Here is a 15,780-nt window from a genome sequence, read left to right as displayed (position 1 = left end):
GTGATGTTGCTAATTGCAATCAAGCGTAACCACAATTTAGTTGCAACGACTTCCGTTATCGGTCTGAACCTTGCAGCGTTCTATATCATTTTTGTATTCGTTGCAGGGCAGTATGCCCCTGCAAACGTGATGAACCTCTTCATCGTAGATCCATTTACGATGTTGTATCAGTTTGTGATTTTAGTTGCAGCACTTGCTTGCTGTACTTTATCTCACGCGTATATCGAAACGTATAAAGATAACCGCGAAGAACTTTACATCCTGATGCTGTGTTCAGTTGCGGGTGCGATGTTGATGGTTGCAAGTTCACACTATGCATCTTTCTTCATCAGCCTTGAGTTGATGTCGATTCCTGTATACGGCCTAGTGGCGTATTCACATCAACGTTCTCAGTCACTTGAAGCTGGCGTGAAATATCTTGTTCTTTCTGCGACTGCATCAGCAATGTTGCTTATGGGTATGGCATATGTATATGCATACACAGGCACACTGTCATTTGTTGCAGAACCGGGCAAAATGTTCACGACTTTCAGTCAACCGGGTGTTGTTCTCGGTCTTGCACTGATTATCTTTGCAGTTGCATTTAAACTGTCTCTTGCGCCATTCCATAAATGGACACCAGACGTGTATGCAGGTGCACCAGCGCCAATCGCAACGTTCCTTGCAACTGTTGCCAAAGTTGCAACGGTGGGTCTATTCCTTCGTTACTTCTTGGCTTCTGGCCTAATTCTTGCGGATAGCTTCATTACGCTTGTAACTGTCATCGCAGTATTGTCTATCCTTGCGGGTAACTTACTTGCAGTGCGTCAAGTGAACTTGAAACGTATTCTTGCGTACTCTTCAATTGCTCACTTCGGTTATGTACTGGTTGCAGTAATCAGCGCACGTAATACAGACTTTGTTCAAGTACAAGGCTTTGCGACATTTAGCAGCGTCAACGTTTATGTGATTACTTATGTATTGACAACGATTGGTGCGTTTGGTGCTGTAACATTAATGTCTAGCCCGTACAACAACAAAGATGAAGCAGGCAGCTTGGCTGAGTACCGTGGTTTGTTCTGGCGTCGTCCAGTATTGACTGCGACTTTAACTGTCATGATGTTATCTCTTGCGGGTGTGCCATTAACTGCAGGCTTTATCGGTAAGTTCCTTGTGATCAAAACAGCGGTTGCTGGTGGTTCTTGGTTCTTAACTGCGATGATTATTCTTGGTTCGGGTATTGGCTTGTACTACTACCTCCGTGTCATGATTGTGATGTACATGACTCCACCAGACAACCCACGTATCGACGCTGTTGATCACTGGGGTCAAAAAGTGGGTGGTATCATGGTACTGGGCGCAGCTGCATTAGTTATTGTGTTTGGTATATACCCAGATCCAATTATTGCAGTATCTCAAGTTGCTTACTTTGCCATTTCACCTGAGCTACAACAGTTCATCATGAGTTTGATCCAAAGCGGTTTTAATTAATAAATTAAGCAATTAATTGAACTCTTACAAAAAAGCCTTCAGTAATGAGGGCTTTTTTATTTTTATGCTGTGCTAAATAGTCTTATAATGGTCGATATTTTATTTTAACCTTTTAGGTGTTCTCCTTGGCTATTCATGAAATCCGTCATCCGTTAATCCGACATAAACTTGGCTTACTTCGTCGCGCTGACATTAGTACCAAAAACTTCCGTGAGCTTGCTCAAGAAGTAACCATGCTTCTGACTTATGAAGCTACGAAAGATTTACCTATGGTTGATCACGAAATTGACGGTTGGAATGGTAAAGTAACTGTAGACCGCATTGCTGGGAAAAAGATCACGGTTGTACCTATTCTACGTGCCGGTATTGGTATGTTAGATGGTTTCTTAAACTTGATTCCAAGTGCCAAAGTATCGGTATTGGGTCTTGAGCGTGATGAAGAAACGTTGGAAGCGCGTACCTACTATAAAAAATTAGTGCCAGACGTACAAAACCGTCTTGCGATGATTATTGATCCTATGCTGGCAACAGGTTCATCTTTGGTTGCTGCAATTGACGTATTAAAAGCAAGTGGTTGTAAAGATATTCGTGTGATGGTGTTGGTTGCGGCGCCTGAAGGCATTAAACGTGTAAATGATGCGCACCCAGATGTAACAATTTACACAGCATCTGTGGACCAAGGCCTGAATCCAAATGGTTATATCGTTCCAGGTCTAGGTGATGCAGGCGACAAAATTTTTGGTTCAGTTCAAAAAGATTAATTGATTTGAGTTGAAACAGAAAAAGAGGCTTTCATAGCCTCTTTTTTATATACTAAAGACATTGGAATAAATGGAATAGGCTACTTGATGAAGTCCGAACAATATAAAGGTAAAGTTAAACAATACAACCCTGAAAAGGGCTTTGGCTTTCTTTCATGTGAAGAAGGTGATGTATTTTTCCATATCTCTGATTTTCCAGCAGATGGTGTCGAACCAAAACGTAATGATCGCGTAAAATTTAACGTGATTCAAAATGGTGATCGTTATAAAGCCATTAATATTGAACGTGAAGAAGACAAATCGACCAAAGCAAAAAAATCGAAGGTGGTCGCAAATAACCAGTCGATCACGTCTGCATTGCTTTCAAATTTGCGTAAGTAATTTAGTCTACAAAATAGTTGAAATCTAAAAAGAGAGGTCAATATGACCTCTCTTTTTATTACAATAACTTTATTAGAAGAATGTAGAGATACTTTTTATGTTTCAAGAGGGGAAAATCAAAAGCTACAATACAGATCGTGGCTTTGGGTTTATACAACAAGACCAATCAAAAGATCTATTTTTTCATATTACAGATTTACCTAGCCGGCATGTTGAACCAAAGATAGGGGAAAATGTGAAATATATCATTGCTGAAGATCAAGGAAAGTTTAAAGCAGTGAATATTGTCCGTTTGGATTTAAAACAGGATGTACCGATTTCAAACTCTGTAAATCAGACTGATGATGAATTTGAACGTAATTTCTCACCTGTACAATCATCGCCGCGTTATGAAGCTAATAAGTCAAATCGAAAAAGTATGATTTTAACCATCATTGGGTTAATAGTGATTGTTATCTTGACTGTCGTGGTTTATGGAAAATATCAACAATATCAGGAAAAAAAGCAGCAGCACTTACAAGAGTTAATGCTACAAAATGAAAAAATTGTACAAGAACAACGCAAGGCGCTAGGTGATGTAACAAACCGTGGGCTTTCTGAGCAAGGGAAAAGAAACTTGTATGGAACAGCTTCAACTGACACTACAGATTCGAAGGTTGAGATAAGTCAGGCGACAGAGAACTATTCGAATCAAGCCTCAACTAGGGTAGAGAAAATTCAATTTGCATGCGATGGACGAACACATTGCAGTCAGATGCGTTCTTATGAAGAAGCTGTATTTTTTAATAGCCATTGCCCTAATACAAAAATGGATGGCAATAATGATGGTGAACCTTGTGAGAAGCAATTTGGTCGTCGTTAGGAATTAAAAAAAGCGCCATAAGGCGCTTTTTTTACTTTGTTACGGACTTTTCACAAAACTGCATAAAGGCTTTTAGCCCCGGACCTTGGTACTTTTGACGGTGTACCAACATGAACAAAGGGCGTGCCAACTGCCAAAATGGAGTATTTAAAATCACCAATTGACCTTTTTCACGTAAAGGTTCGATGGCCAGTTTAGAAATACAGGACATCCCTAAACCGCCTGCGACAATTTTTAAAATGGCTTCGTTGTGACCTAAGGTTAAACGAATAGTGGCATCAGGCAGATCTTTTAAAATTGCATTGTCAAAGACTTCACGTGTACCTGAACCTTCTTCACGTAAAATCCATTCCACATTTTTAAAATCATCAGCGCTTAATGCACGATCTAGTTTTGCCAGTGGATGCTCAGGTGAGCAGCACACTGCGAGTTCATCGTCACGCCAATGAATACATTGTAGTTGTGGTAAGTGACATGAACCTTCAATCAAGGCTAAATCCAACTGAAATTGATTGACCGCTTCAATCATTTGGCGGGTATTACCCACTTGCAGTTGTAAATGAGCTTGTGGCTGAATTTTTAGGAAATCCGCCATCAGGTCAGGGATTAAGTAGTCACTAATGGTTAGGGTTGCGCCTAAACGTAGATCAATACTTTGCAATTCACCTTTAGCCGCTTGTTCAAAGGCATCACAGCGGCCTAAAATTTCCAAAGCTTGAGGCAATAGGAAACGACCTAAGTCATTCAATTGCAAACGTTTACCAAGTCGGTCAAATAACGGTGCACCGAGACCATCTTCAAGGTCTGCCAATGCCATACTCGCAGCACTTTGTGTAAGTTTGACAGCATCGCTGGCTTTGGTAACGGTACCTTCTTGAGCGACTGCTACAAAAACAGCCAACTGGCGTAAAGTCATGCGCATGAATCAGGCCTTAACATTTAAAAAATATTAATAAATTAGGCGGTCATGCTAACATGAGCACAGTCTTTCATGCCACGTTCAAATCATGTCAATTGAGAAATTTAGCTTAGAAACGGTTTTATCTGTACACCGTTGGACCAATACTTTGTTTAGTTTTACCATGACACGGCCCGCTCATTTTAAATTCGCCGCAGGTCAGTTTGCGCGAATTGGACTAAAAGTGGGGGATGAGTTGGTGGTGCGCGCCTATTCGGTGGTGTCTTCTCCCTTTGATGAGACCTTAGAGTTTTTCTCGATCGTGGTGCCTGATGGAGCATTTACCTCGAACTTGCAGCACCTGCAAGTCGGCGATGAACTCTATTTAGAAAAAATTCCTTACGGCTTTTTAACCTTGGCACGTTATCAGTTGCCTTTACCAAAAGATTTATGGTTACTCGGAACGGGAACAGGTCTTGCTCCATTTTTGTCGATGCTACAAGATTTTGAAACTTGGTCAAAATACGAAAAAATCAATTTAGTCTATAGTGTACGCACTGAAGCTGAACTGGCTTATGTCGACCGTATACAGGAAATTGCGGAAAGTTTTGGTGAGGGGCATAGTGGTTTTAAATTTATTCCAATTATTACCCGTGATCCGAAGGCGCCTCTGCATGACCGTTTACCGATCTTGATTGAAAATGGTGAATTGGAAAAAGCCGCTGAATTTGCGTTTAATGTCGATACCACGCATGTGATGCTCTGTGGTAATCCACAAATGGTGGATGATACCAAAGCAGCACTAAAAGCTCGTGGACTGACCATGAACCGCCGTGGTGAAGGAAATATTGCGGTAGAAAATTATTGGTAACTTATTATTAATACGTTATTAGTAGTAAATCATCAGAAATTAAAAAGCTCATCTTTAGATGAGCTTTTTTGTGGTAATTGAAAAGACGATATTGGCCTAATTCAGAATTTTATTGAGGAAGTGCTGCGCACGTTCACCGCGTGGAGTGTTAAAGAATTCATCTTTGCTACAGTCTTCCACAATTTTACCTTGATCCATAAAGATTACCCGATCTGCAACCTGACGAGCAAAGCCCATTTCATGAGTCACGCACATCATGGTCATACCTTCCTTTGCTAAACCGACCATCACATCTAACACTTCATTAATCATTTCAGGGTCAAGCGCAGAAGTGGGTTCATCAAATAGCATGGCAATCGGGTCCATACTAAGGGCACGGGCAATCGCAACGCGTTGCTGTTGACCGCCAGAGAGTTGCGCCGGGTATTTATTGGCTTGCGCACTCAGACCTACGCGCTCTAAATAGGCTAAACCTTTCTGTTTGGCTTCGGCCTCAGAACGTTTCAAGACTTTGATCTGCGCAATGGTCAAATTTTCAGTAATACTGAGATGTGGAAATAATTCAAAATGCTGAAAGACCATACCAACACGGCTACGCAGTTTGGTCAAATCAGTTTTAGGATCTTGAATTGCAATACCATCGACGGTAATTGAGCCTTGCTGAAAAGATTCTAAACCATTCACAGTTTTGATTAAGGTAGATTTTCCTGAACCCGAAGGGCCACAGACGACAACCACTTCACCTTGACGAATTTGTGTGCTGCAATCTGTCAGCACCTGAAAATCTTTATACCATTTGCTGACATGTTGGAGGTCGATCATTATTTTTGTATCGGTCATACACTTAACCTCCGTTGTAATTTTTTAACTGCATAGGTTGCGATAAGGCTAATGGTGAAATATACCAAGCCTGCAAACAAAATATATTGGGTCAGTAAGGACATTAGGTCGCCACGAACGTAATTGGTACGGAAAAAGTCGAGTAAGCCTATGGCATAAACCATGGTGGAATCTTGGAATAAAATGATGCTCTGTTGCAGGAGTAGAGGCGTCATTTTACGAAAGGCTTGTGGTAACACAATCAGTCGCATCGATTGGCTATAGCTCATGCCAAGCGCATAGGCTGCATCCGTTTGTCCTTTCGGAATAGACTGGATACCGGCACGCACAATTTCCGAAAAATACGCCGCTTCAAATAGCATGAATGCCACAATACTAGAGACCAGTGCCGTATCAATGGTGAGGTATTTTCCTGTTACCCCTGTGTAGATAAAAGGGACGGCAAAATAGAACCACATCAGTACCAAGAGCAGTGGAATCGAGCGGAATAAATTCACATAGGATTTAGCCACTGCATTCAGTACGCGAATGGAGGATAGCCGCATCAATGCCAATAGGGTCCCGATGACAATACCACCCAATGTGGCTGCAATTACCACTTTTAAGGTAATGCTGAAACCATGCCAAAGTGCAGGTGCAGACAATTGTAAATCTTGAATAAATGTCGTGAGCCAATCCATTATTTAGCCTCCGCAATTAATCCAGGAACACGGAAGCGTTTTTCCAGAAAGGTCATACCGGCGATCAAGCAAATATTAATGATGATAAAAATGATCGTGACGTAGGTGTAAATCTCAATGGTGTTTTGGGTGTACTCACTGATGGTTTTCATCTGTGAGATGATTTCAGCAACGCCAACGAGTGAGGCAACAGACGTATTTTTGACGCAGTTGGTCAGCTCTGAACTGAGTGGCGGCAAAATCATCCGAAAGGATTGTGGCAAAATAACATAACGGTAGAGCTGAGCTGTACTAAAGCCCATGGCATAACCTGCGTTAATTTGACCGGGTGGAATCGCTTCAATACCAGTACGCACTTGTTCACATACGCGTGCGGCGGTAAATAAACCAAGGCCGATACTGGCGGAAATGAGTGCAGTGGTATTTGCTCCTAAATCATTAATCCACCAGCTTTTAATGCCTGAAGGCAAGAAATTTGGGACGACATAGAACCAGATGAATAATTGAATCAATAACGGCACATTACGGAAAATTGTCACATAGGTTGTGCCGATTGCACGTGCAACTGGGCTTGGTAAGGTTCGCATAATACCTAAGATGCTGCCTAAAACCATTGCGATTGACCAAGCCACAATCGCAATGACAAAGAGCCAGCCTATACCCGTTAAAATCCAGTCCAAATAGGTGCTGTCGCCAACACCTGTGGACTGCAAGAGCACACCCCAATTCCAGCTATAATTCATAGCACCTCCAAAGGAGCCTAAAGCAATAGAATTAGGCTCAAATCAAATGTATTCAGAAGGTTGCTGCTTATTGATCACGATCATGTGGATTGCTGATTAAGGCTTTTAATTGATCGGTCATTGCGAAGTTAAGATTAATATTTTTAGGTGGAATTGGAGAGAGGAACCATTTCTTATACATTTCATTGATTTCGCCAGAGCTGTAAGTGGCTTTGATGGCATCATCAACGACTTGTTTAAAGCCAGTATCGCCTTTACGTAGCATACAGCCATAAATTTCGTGAATTGGTGCAGTACCGACAATGACCCAATTGTTTGGATCTTTGGCTTTCGATTTTTCACCGGCCAATAAGATGTCATCCATCATAAAGGCAGCAGCACGGCCATTTTGTAGCATCAGGAAGGATTCAGCATGGTCTTTGGCTGAAATGATTTCACCAATACCCAGTTCTTTTTCATGTTGACGGATATAACGCTCTGAGGTTGTCCCCGCAGTTGTCACTAACTTTTTACCTTTTAAATCGGCAAAGTCTTTAATGCCAGAGTCTTTGGCGGTGAGTAAGCGTGAACCGACTTCAAAGAAACCGGTAGAAAAATCTACTTGTTGTTGGCGTTCTTTATTGTTGGTGGTTGATCCGCACTCTAAATCCACTGTGCCATTCGACACCAAAGGAATACGGTTCTGGCTGGTTACCAAGTTATAGCGAATTTTTAAATCAGGCAGGTTTAATTTCTGTTTGACTGCATCAACAACTTTAAGTTGCAAATCATGCGCATAACCCACGGGTTGATTTGGATTGTCAGCAATATATGAAAAGGGGATAGAAGAATCACGATAACCTAAAACGATGGTGCCGGATTGTTTGATTTTATCAAGCGTTGCAGAGTTGCTGGTTGCAGAACCGTCTGCTGCTGCGGAATTTGATTCAGGGGACTTATCACTACATGCCGCTAAACCTAGGGTAAACAGGCTGGCACACACTAAAGTGCTAAGATGTTTCTTCGATGTCATAATGCAACTCCTTGTAACTTTATTAAATCGTCAATGTTGTGTTTGGATATATTTAGAGTTTTCTCGCCTCGATATTGAAATGCTTTAATAATAAAGGACGATTAAAAATCAGATTATTTTCTTGATCTTAGGGGATGTATTGAACAATATTCAAGCTAAATTTATTACGGAATTGTTACTGCTTCTATAAAGATTTGCTGTTGCAAAATTCATGCTATAAAAACTTCTAGACATAAAAAATCCTCCAGATGCGGAGGATTTTTTGCAATTGAGAGGATCAGTTAATGCACGAACATATCCATAAATTCACGAATTTCTTGGATGGCGGTGTCAACATCGGCAGTTAGCCAAGTCGGTTCAAAGAAACCCGCATAGTGTTCTAAACGATCTTGCGGTACGACCAAACGAATTGGGCATTCTTCTTCCAGTAAGCGCCAAGGAATAATCGGCACTTCATTGTCTAAAAATGCAGCTATATTGCGAATGTCAATCACCATCGCATTAATGCATTCAGGGAAGGGCATCACTGAAAACTCTTCCGTACGTCGACGGAAATATTCCAAATCGCCCCATTTTAAAACATAACTCGGCTTATTAAATTCAATAATGCCAATGAGATGCTGGTCGCGAGTGTAATGAAGGGTACATTGATGAGTGACGTCAGTGTCAAGATCAAGCGTTACACCTTGCTGATGGTACGCCATAGATTTGATAACAGAAGAAAATAAGGTGCATGATTATAGCCCATTTGCAGCAACAAAGTTAGAGGGTTCACGGTAGATAAAATCAGAGCCGTTTTGCTTCTTCATAGTGTCATTGTCAACACTTGGGTTTTCTCATAGATATAGTGGTTTGATCACCCACTTAATCTGGATAGATCATGCTTTTTAATGTCATGATTTTCTTTTTAATCGAGATATTCTTGACTGAATGGGGCTCAATTTTAAGTTACAACTCTTCACTTACTGTAATTGTTCTTCACACAACAGACAATTGGGTATTGGTAGTATAAAAATTCGACAACGAACAACAAATATAGTGAGGGGATTATGACACACGATTTTAATAAGCCGCCCCATACTGCATCGTCAGAAGAAACTACGCAAAAAAAACGTATTCCTGTTTATATTCTGATTTTAGTGGGTATCTTTTTTATCGCGCTATTACTGTATATGTTTGCAGATATGAAGCCAACTGCATCGGATGCGCCACCTAACCATCCGGCATCAAGTGCACAACCTGCAACACCAAATAACACCACCACAGGTATGGCTGGAGATGAGGCGGTTGCCAATGATTCAAGTACTGCGACCGTGACAGATGGTTACTAATAGAGTTCCGTAGTGACATATCAAAGCCTTGGTAAATACCAAGGCTTTTTAGATTCAATTGTGAGCTTTTGTTGGAGTTATGCATACTTCTGTTGAATAAAAAATAAGCAAAATCTAAGGTGGAAAGGCAAGCCTAGTTTTAGTGAAGCAGATGCGGCGATTAACGGAACGATCAAATCGCCAATAACAACAGATGACGTAATAACAATGAGGGCGAACGAATGAATGATTATATTGGTGGTTCACATGGCCGTTTTGATGCCATGTATTATTGGGAACAGTTTCATCCTATTTTAAGTGCGGTCGCGATCCTTTTAATTGGTTGGATTATTGCGTTACTGATCGCTGCAGGTGTAAAAAAAGTTTTACAAAAACTTGGCACCAATCAAAAACTCTCCAATGCAACAGGTCACCGTTCCAATATTGAAAATATTTTATCTAGAGTCATATTCTGGATTATTTTGATTATTGCGGTGATTGGTGCACTGAATGTGCTGAATCTGACCAGTGTCAGTGGCCCATTTAGCAATATGATTCAGCAATTCCTGCTCTTTATTCCTCAACTGCTGGCTGCTGTCGCGGTGGGTTTTATTGGATGGATTGTAGCTAGTTTGGTCAAAGTCGGTTCCCAAAAACTCTTGGATAAAACCCAACTGGATGAAAAGCTTAGTGCTGAGGTTGGAGTCAGTCCAATCAGTCAAAATATCAGTGAAATTATCTACTGGTTAATTCTGCTGTTATTCCTTCCTATCGTTTTATCGATCCTCGGTTTAAATGGTTTGCTGTTCCCGATTCAAAATATGGTGACTGAAGTTGTGTCTTACCTGCCAAATATTTTCATTGCAGGGGTGATTGTCTTTGTTGGCTATATTTTGGCGAAAATTGTCCGTGGCATTATCGAGGGCTTGGTGCGTAGCCTGAGCTTACAACAACAAGTTGAAAAAGTTGGCATGTTTAAAAACTCAAACCTTGCACAGGTTTTGGGGAATTTTGTCTTCGCCATCGTGATTATTACGGCACTGATTGTGGCATTTGAAGCATTGGGTATCGATGCGATTTCACAACCGGCAACAGCGATGTTGCATGAAATTATGTACGCCATCCCGAATATTATTGCCGCAGGTCTAATCCTAATCTTGGCCTATGTAATATCTCGCTTTGTTGCGCGCTTGGTGGTCGATGTGATTGCGGGAACTGGTGTTGATTGCGTACCTGAAAAATTAGATATTCAACGCTTCTTGGGTAAGACCAAAGTGTCGGATGTGGTTGGTTATCTGATTATATTCTTCACCATGCTGTTCGCAGTGTCTGAAGCCGCCAACCGTTTAGGCTTTGAACAAATCAGTGGCTTGATTGCCATGTTTATTCAGTTTGGTGCCAGTATTCTACTTGGTGCGGTCATTTTGGTGGTGGGTTTCTGGCTTGCCAATATTGTGGCCAACATTGTTCAGCGAGGAGAATACAACAGCTCACGTTGGTTAGGGAATTTAGTCCGTGTACTGATTATGGGACTGGTTGTGGCTATGGGTTTACGTGCTATGGGCATTGCAGACTCTATCGTCAATCTGGCATTCGGACTCACTCTAGGTGCTGTTGCAGTCGCTTTTGCATTGGCATTTGGTCTTGGTGGTCGCAACCCTGCAGAGCGCTTATTGTCTGACTTAATTGATAAAGCCAAACGTGAAGCCAATGAGCCTAATCCTGTACAGGAACAGGCGAAGGCAAAAACTACCTTTAATCCTTCAACAACATCAACAAGCAGTACAACTTCTGGGCATGAAACTGCGATGACTGAAGTTAAAACCAATGATGGTTATCCAAACATTCATCATGCTGCACCGGGTATCAGTGAAAAAGAAACCGCAACACCCGATCAACTCGATGTTGATCCTGTACAAAAACCACAAAATAACCCATTTGGCTCAACAGGCGAGGCTGAAAAAGATGTAGATGCTGCATCAACACCGCCTATAGATCCAAAGCCAGATGACCCGAAATAACCTGTTTATTTTTGAATAAATCGATCACTTTAGAGTGGTCGATTCTGTTTAGAAAAAAGGAGATTTATGATGGCGAAAGCACCCAATAAATTTTTAGTACCGATCATGATTGCTGGAATTACTGTGGGCTTTTTAGCTAGTGCGCGACGCTTTATTTTTGCCAAGCCAAAAGCTATGGATAGCGTACAGTTAGACCAAAATGCTGAATTTGGTGAAGAAAATATACCGGCCAGTCTAAAAAAATGATTGAAATCCACCCGTTTTTTGATATCTTTGCAAAAGTAATATATGGAATATTACTTAAAATATAAAAGCTTAGGATTCATATTACTGTCATCTACAGTAATTATGCTTTGTGCAAAGGAATGATAATAATGGGGGTAATTTCTATGTTAAATAATTTAATTTCGACATTTAAACATGATGTAGACACACATGCATCACATATTACAGAAGCTGTAGAAAAAATGGATTTGACCATTGAGCGTCTTTCTGCTGCTGATGTTACATTATTCAAAACAGATTATTTAGAATAATGTTACTAACGAAATAAAAAAGGGCTGAATCATTCAGCCCTTTTTTATTGATGACATTAAACGTATTCAGAGGCCGCGTGTGCAGACGCCCAAGCCCATTGGAAGTTAAAACCGCCCAAATGTCCGGTTACATCTAGAATTTCCCCAATAAAGAATAAGCCTTTTTTCTTTTTACTCTCCATGGTTTTAGAGGAAACCTCGGTCGTATCTACACCGCCTAAAGTCACCTCGGCTGTGCGGTAGCCTTCTGTACCTGAAGGTTTAACTTCAAAGCCTGAAAGACGCTGCGCAATTTTTTCCAGTTTTTCATCACTGATGTTCCCAATAGCCGTCTCAGCACTGTCTGCCCAAATCAAACTTTGCAGTTCTGCAACCACGCTTTTCGGTAAATGCTCTGTGAGTAGGGTACGCAGTAATACTTTGGGTTGGCTTTGTTTTTTTGACTTAAAAAATGCGGCTAAATCTACGCTTGGAAGGAAATCGATTTTAAAGCTTTGGCCCACATCCCAATAGTTTGACAATTGCAGTGAACTTGGCCCACTTAAACCGCGGTGGGTAAACAGTAGAGCTTCAGTAAAACTGTTTAATTCGTTGGATAAGGTTGCTTCTACCGCATTGCCGCTAAGGCGAGTGGTCACTTCTTTAAAGCCATCTGAAAAAGTAAAAGGCACTAAGCCTGCACGCGTTGGATATATATGGTGACCAAATTGTTTTGCAATGTCATAGCCAATTGCAGAGCCTCCTAAAGTAGGAATCGACAAGCCACCCGATGCAATCACTACAGATTCAGCTTCAAAATAACCTAAAGAGGTTGCGACCTGAAAATCTTGACCTTCAACTGTATTTACAGCTTTTACTTCACAACTGGTTTTAATATCAACCAATCCTGTTTTTTCACATTCTGCCAACAGCATGGCTAAAATTTCTTTGGCGCCGTTGAGGGTAAATAACTGTCCATGTTTACGCTCTTCGTACTCAATGCCATATTCACAGACCATGCCAATGAAGTCCCAATTGCTATAGCGCGATAGGGCAGAAATGACAAAATGAGGGTTATGTGAAATATAATTTTCAGGCTCGACATACAGGTTGGTAAAGTTACATTTACCGCCGCCAGACATCAGAATTTTTTTACCCACTTTATTGGCTTTCTCGACAACCAATACTTTACGACCGCGCTGCGCTGCCTTATATGCTGTCATTAAACCCGATGCACCAGCACCTAAGACAAGGACATCGTATTGATTGAAAGACATGGTATATTCCTGCGCGGAAGAAAAGACGCAGGATTATACTCTTTTTCGTGGCTCTGGTTGAACCTTAACGACGATTAAGCTTTTCTTGTTCTATTGCTTACTTTGATGAGTCAGTGAGAGGCTATGTCTTTAATCTGCTTTTAACTTACCTTGTAACCCGCCACTATGAATGATCAGAAGCCGTTGTTGTGGTTGGATTAGACCCTGTTCAATCAGATTAAAAATGCCATAGAGCATTTTGCCCGTATAAATGTGCTCGAGTGGGATGTCATATCGATGCTCAAAGTGTTGAATAAAGCTGAGTAATTCAGTTGTGGTTTTTGCATAACCACCACAACAATAGGCATCGGTAATTTTCCAATTTCGCTTTGATGTTAGGGATGCGACATCGTGATGTAGAAAGTCACCTTTGAGCGCAGAAAAGCCTAAGAGTTGCTGATGTTCAGCACTGGACTCAATCAATCCAGTAATCGTTCCACCTGTCCCGACTGCGCAACAAATGATGTCAAAATGTTGTCGATCAAAATCACTCAATATTTCTGTACAGCCCTGAATGGCCAATTGATTGGTTCCGCCCTCAGGAATGATGTAATGGTCTGGGTAGTCTTGAGCAAGTTGTTGTAGAAATACGGGACTAGATTTTTCTCGATAGCGTTCGCGGGAAATAAATTTGAGTTGCATACCAAAGTGTTGCGCGGTGGCCAAAGTTGGATTAAGTACGCGATACTGTAATTCTTCACCGCGAATAATGCCGACACTTTCAAAACCAAATTGATGTGCAGCAAATGCTGTCGCGGCAATATGGTTTGAATAGGCTCCGCCAAAAGTAATGACTTTATTGAAGCCATGATTTTTCGCCGCTAAAAAATTGTATTTCAGTTTAAAAAACTTATTTCCTGAAATTTGAGGATGCACCAAATCCAAACGCTTAATACATATTGCGACATCACGGTAGTAAATCGTGTGTACAGGGATCGAGTGGGTAATCGAATCAAACATGAGGCATCAAATGCGGAATGGGGATGTCTATCACGAAGTATACGCCAATCTCAACTTAAAATAAGTTTTGCGAAATGGTGTCTGTAAATCAACATATTGAAATTTATAGTATTCGTTTAAACTTGGTCTTAAATAGCCTTTGTCTGCTCCCAATAATCTATGAATATTTGGTGTGATTTCTGGTGCAATCTCATGCTCATCAACATTCGCTGGAGCAAAAGTGTAACCTGTAACCATACCATCAAAATTAATCAGGATATGCCCCTTAAAACCATAGTATTTTTCCTCGACGATAACGACAGACTGGAATAGGAAATCCATCAATGAAGTGAATATTATCCTGCCCCATAACAAGCAGTTAAGCGAGCTGTGATTTTCTGATGAATCTGCCATAAGTTTGCACAATGTTTACAAAAATTAGGATATGACCTCAATTTTGGAAGCCAGCTTAAGCAATTTTTTAAATACCTCCAGATACTTTTATCTGTATCCATTCCAAGAACTTCACCCACAATTTGCATTGTGATAATTTCAACATCGGTGAGAGCAGGTAGAAAGCCACGAGTTCTGAGTGGCTTATTGATAACAATTGGATATAGCTCATCTATGATTAAATAGGCAAAGATGATAAATTCTTCAATGGACATAACATGAGGTAGTTTCTTGGTCGAAATCTAAATTGTGTTATGTCCTTTTTATTTCAATAGTTTAGAAAGTTGAGATGGGCGTAAAATGTAGAAAGTCGATTTTTACGTGAAATTGACAGAAACTTGTACATTAATTGGGGGGGTAAATTGTATGTTTTTAGACAAAAAATATCCAAAAACACTGATTTTTCCGCAATATAACTTATTTTTTAATCACTCAGGCTGAAAAAGTGGAAAAGAGTTAGAAAAGCGTTTGACAGACTGTGAGGAATCTCTATAATGCACCTCATCAAACGATGAACATGTTTTGAAAAGGGCGCTTAGCTCAGTTGGTAGAGCGTCTGCCTTACAAGCAGAATGTCGGCGGTTCGATCCCGTCAGCGCCCACCAAGCCTTTTCAGCGTTAAGATATTTAGAGTGCAGCGGTAGTTCAGTTGGTTAGAATACCGGCCTGTCACGCCGGGGGTCGCGGGTTCGAGTCCCGTCCGCTGCG

The 15,780-nt window shown here is 40.9% G+C and carries 17 protein-coding genes, 2 tRNA genes and 1 pseudogene; 11 read left to right on the top strand and 9 right to left on the bottom strand.

Annotated elements, in window-relative coordinates; translation table 11 throughout:
- The 4 genes from nuoN to ACN6OV_RS01170 all read left to right on the top strand — a co-directional run.
- Nucleotides 1–1,470: NADH-quinone oxidoreductase subunit NuoN (nuoN, locus tag ACN6OV_RS01185; protein WP_427948931.1), on the top strand; the 1,470-nt coding region annotated here is incomplete at its 5' end.
- Nucleotides 1,471–1,595: 125 nt separating this feature from the next.
- Nucleotides 1,596–2,231, top strand: a complete 636-nt coding sequence (gene upp / locus ACN6OV_RS01180; protein ID WP_427948929.1) for a uracil phosphoribosyltransferase — start codon at nt 1,596–1,598, stop codon at nt 2,229–2,231.
- An 87-nt stretch (nt 2,232–2,318) separates the two neighbouring features.
- Complete coding sequence (locus tag ACN6OV_RS01175; RefSeq protein WP_427948927.1) at nt 2,319–2,612, top strand: cold shock domain-containing protein; 294 nt, start codon at nt 2,319–2,321, stop codon at nt 2,610–2,612.
- A 97-nt stretch (nt 2,613–2,709) separates the two neighbouring features.
- Nucleotides 2,710–3,474 carry a cold shock domain-containing protein gene (locus ACN6OV_RS01170; protein WP_427948925.1) on the top strand — a complete coding sequence of 255 codons (765 nt, stop codon included), beginning with the start codon at nt 2,710–2,712 and terminating at the stop codon, nt 3,472–3,474.
- A gap of 31 nt (nt 3,475–3,505) precedes the next feature.
- Here ACN6OV_RS01170 and gigC read toward each other — a convergent pair whose 3' ends face one another.
- Nucleotides 3,506–4,396 carry a LysR family transcriptional regulator GigC gene (gene gigC / locus ACN6OV_RS01165; RefSeq protein ID WP_427948923.1) on the bottom strand — a complete coding sequence of 297 codons (891 nt, stop codon included), beginning with the start codon at nt 4,394–4,396 and terminating at the stop codon, nt 3,506–3,508.
- Between the two features lie 85 nt (nt 4,397–4,481).
- Here gigC and ACN6OV_RS01160 point away from each other — a divergent pair, with 85 nt between their 5' ends.
- Nucleotides 4,482–5,243, top strand: a complete 762-nt coding sequence (locus ACN6OV_RS01160; RefSeq protein WP_427948921.1) for a ferredoxin--NADP reductase — start codon at nt 4,482–4,484, stop codon at nt 5,241–5,243.
- A 96-nt stretch (nt 5,244–5,339) separates the two neighbouring features.
- On the opposite strand, the gene ACN6OV_RS01155 is transcribed toward ACN6OV_RS01160, so the two are convergent.
- The 5 genes from ACN6OV_RS01155 to ACN6OV_RS01135 all read right to left on the bottom strand — a co-directional run bounded on the left by ACN6OV_RS01155 (nt 5,340) and on the right by ACN6OV_RS01135 (nt 9,222).
- Nucleotides 5,340–6,065 (bottom strand): amino acid ABC transporter ATP-binding protein, encoded by a 726-nt coding sequence (locus tag ACN6OV_RS01155; RefSeq protein WP_427948933.1) that lies wholly within the window; start codon nt 6,063–6,065, stop codon nt 5,340–5,342.
- A 14-nt stretch (nt 6,066–6,079) separates the two neighbouring features.
- Entirely contained in the window at nt 6,080–6,763 is a 684-nt protein-coding gene (locus tag ACN6OV_RS01150; RefSeq protein WP_427948919.1) for an ABC transporter permease subunit, read from the bottom strand.
- Nucleotides 6,763–7,506: an amino acid ABC transporter permease gene (locus ACN6OV_RS01145; RefSeq protein WP_427948917.1), complete on the bottom strand. Its 744-nt coding sequence runs from the start codon at nt 7,504–7,506 to the stop codon at nt 6,763–6,765. Before ACN6OV_RS01145 ends, ACN6OV_RS01150 begins: the two co-directional genes overlap by 1 nt.
- 67 nt (nt 7,507–7,573) lie before the next feature.
- Nucleotides 7,574–8,518 (bottom strand): transporter substrate-binding domain-containing protein, encoded by a 945-nt coding sequence (locus ACN6OV_RS01140; RefSeq protein ID WP_427948915.1) that lies wholly within the window; start codon nt 8,516–8,518, stop codon nt 7,574–7,576.
- Between the two features lie 281 nt (nt 8,519–8,799).
- Nucleotides 8,800–9,222: a hypothetical protein gene (locus ACN6OV_RS01135; protein ID WP_427948913.1), complete on the bottom strand. Its 423-nt coding sequence runs from the start codon at nt 9,220–9,222 to the stop codon at nt 8,800–8,802.
- Nucleotides 9,223–9,567: 345 nt separating this feature from the next.
- Between ACN6OV_RS01135 and ACN6OV_RS01130 the strand changes: the two genes are divergently transcribed.
- The 4 genes from ACN6OV_RS01130 (at nt 9,568) to ACN6OV_RS01115 (ending at nt 12,385) form a co-directional block, all read left to right on the top strand.
- Nucleotides 9,568–9,849, top strand: a complete 282-nt coding sequence (locus ACN6OV_RS01130; RefSeq protein WP_427948911.1) for a hypothetical protein — start codon at nt 9,568–9,570, stop codon at nt 9,847–9,849.
- 221 nt (nt 9,850–10,070) lie between these two features.
- Nucleotides 10,071–11,849, top strand: a complete 1,779-nt coding sequence (locus ACN6OV_RS01125) for a mechanosensitive ion channel (protein WP_427948909.1) — start codon at nt 10,071–10,073, stop codon at nt 11,847–11,849.
- 66 nt (nt 11,850–11,915) lie between these two features.
- On the top strand, nt 11,916–12,095 hold the full coding sequence (locus tag ACN6OV_RS01120) for a hypothetical protein (protein ID WP_427948907.1): 180 nt from the start codon (nt 11,916–11,918) through the stop codon (nt 12,093–12,095).
- 128 nt (nt 12,096–12,223) lie between these two features.
- Nucleotides 12,224–12,385: a hypothetical protein gene (locus ACN6OV_RS01115; RefSeq protein ID WP_427948905.1), complete on the top strand. Its 162-nt coding sequence runs from the start codon at nt 12,224–12,226 to the stop codon at nt 12,383–12,385.
- Between the two features lie 56 nt (nt 12,386–12,441).
- Here ACN6OV_RS01115 and ACN6OV_RS01110 read toward each other — a convergent pair whose 3' ends face one another.
- The 3 genes and pseudogenes from ACN6OV_RS01110 to ACN6OV_RS01100 all read right to left on the bottom strand — a co-directional run.
- On the bottom strand, nt 12,442–13,641 hold the full coding sequence (locus tag ACN6OV_RS01110) for an NAD(P)/FAD-dependent oxidoreductase (protein WP_427948903.1): 1,200 nt from the start codon (nt 13,639–13,641) through the stop codon (nt 12,442–12,444).
- A 129-nt stretch (nt 13,642–13,770) separates the two neighbouring features.
- On the bottom strand, nt 13,771–14,640 hold the full coding sequence (locus ACN6OV_RS01105; protein WP_427948901.1) for a 1-aminocyclopropane-1-carboxylate deaminase/D-cysteine desulfhydrase: 870 nt from the start codon (nt 14,638–14,640) through the stop codon (nt 13,771–13,773).
- 66 nt (nt 14,641–14,706) lie between these two features.
- A pseudogene (locus ACN6OV_RS01100) lies at nt 14,707–15,287 on the bottom strand (transposase); the annotation flags it as partial.
- A gap of 314 nt (nt 15,288–15,601) precedes the next feature.
- Between ACN6OV_RS01100 and ACN6OV_RS01095 the strand changes: the two are divergent.
- Both ACN6OV_RS01095 and ACN6OV_RS01090 read left to right on the top strand, forming a co-directional pair.
- Nucleotides 15,602–15,677 (top strand) — tRNA-Val (locus ACN6OV_RS01095).
- A gap of 29 nt (nt 15,678–15,706) precedes the next feature.
- A tRNA-Asp gene (locus ACN6OV_RS01090) sits at nt 15,707–15,780 on the top strand.

Source organism: Acinetobacter sp. (assembly GCF_050285345.1).
GTDB lineage: Bacteria > Pseudomonadota > Gammaproteobacteria > Pseudomonadales > Moraxellaceae > Acinetobacter.
Note: the sequence above shows the minus strand (reverse complement) of the source record. Positions and strands in the feature narration are given on the sequence as shown.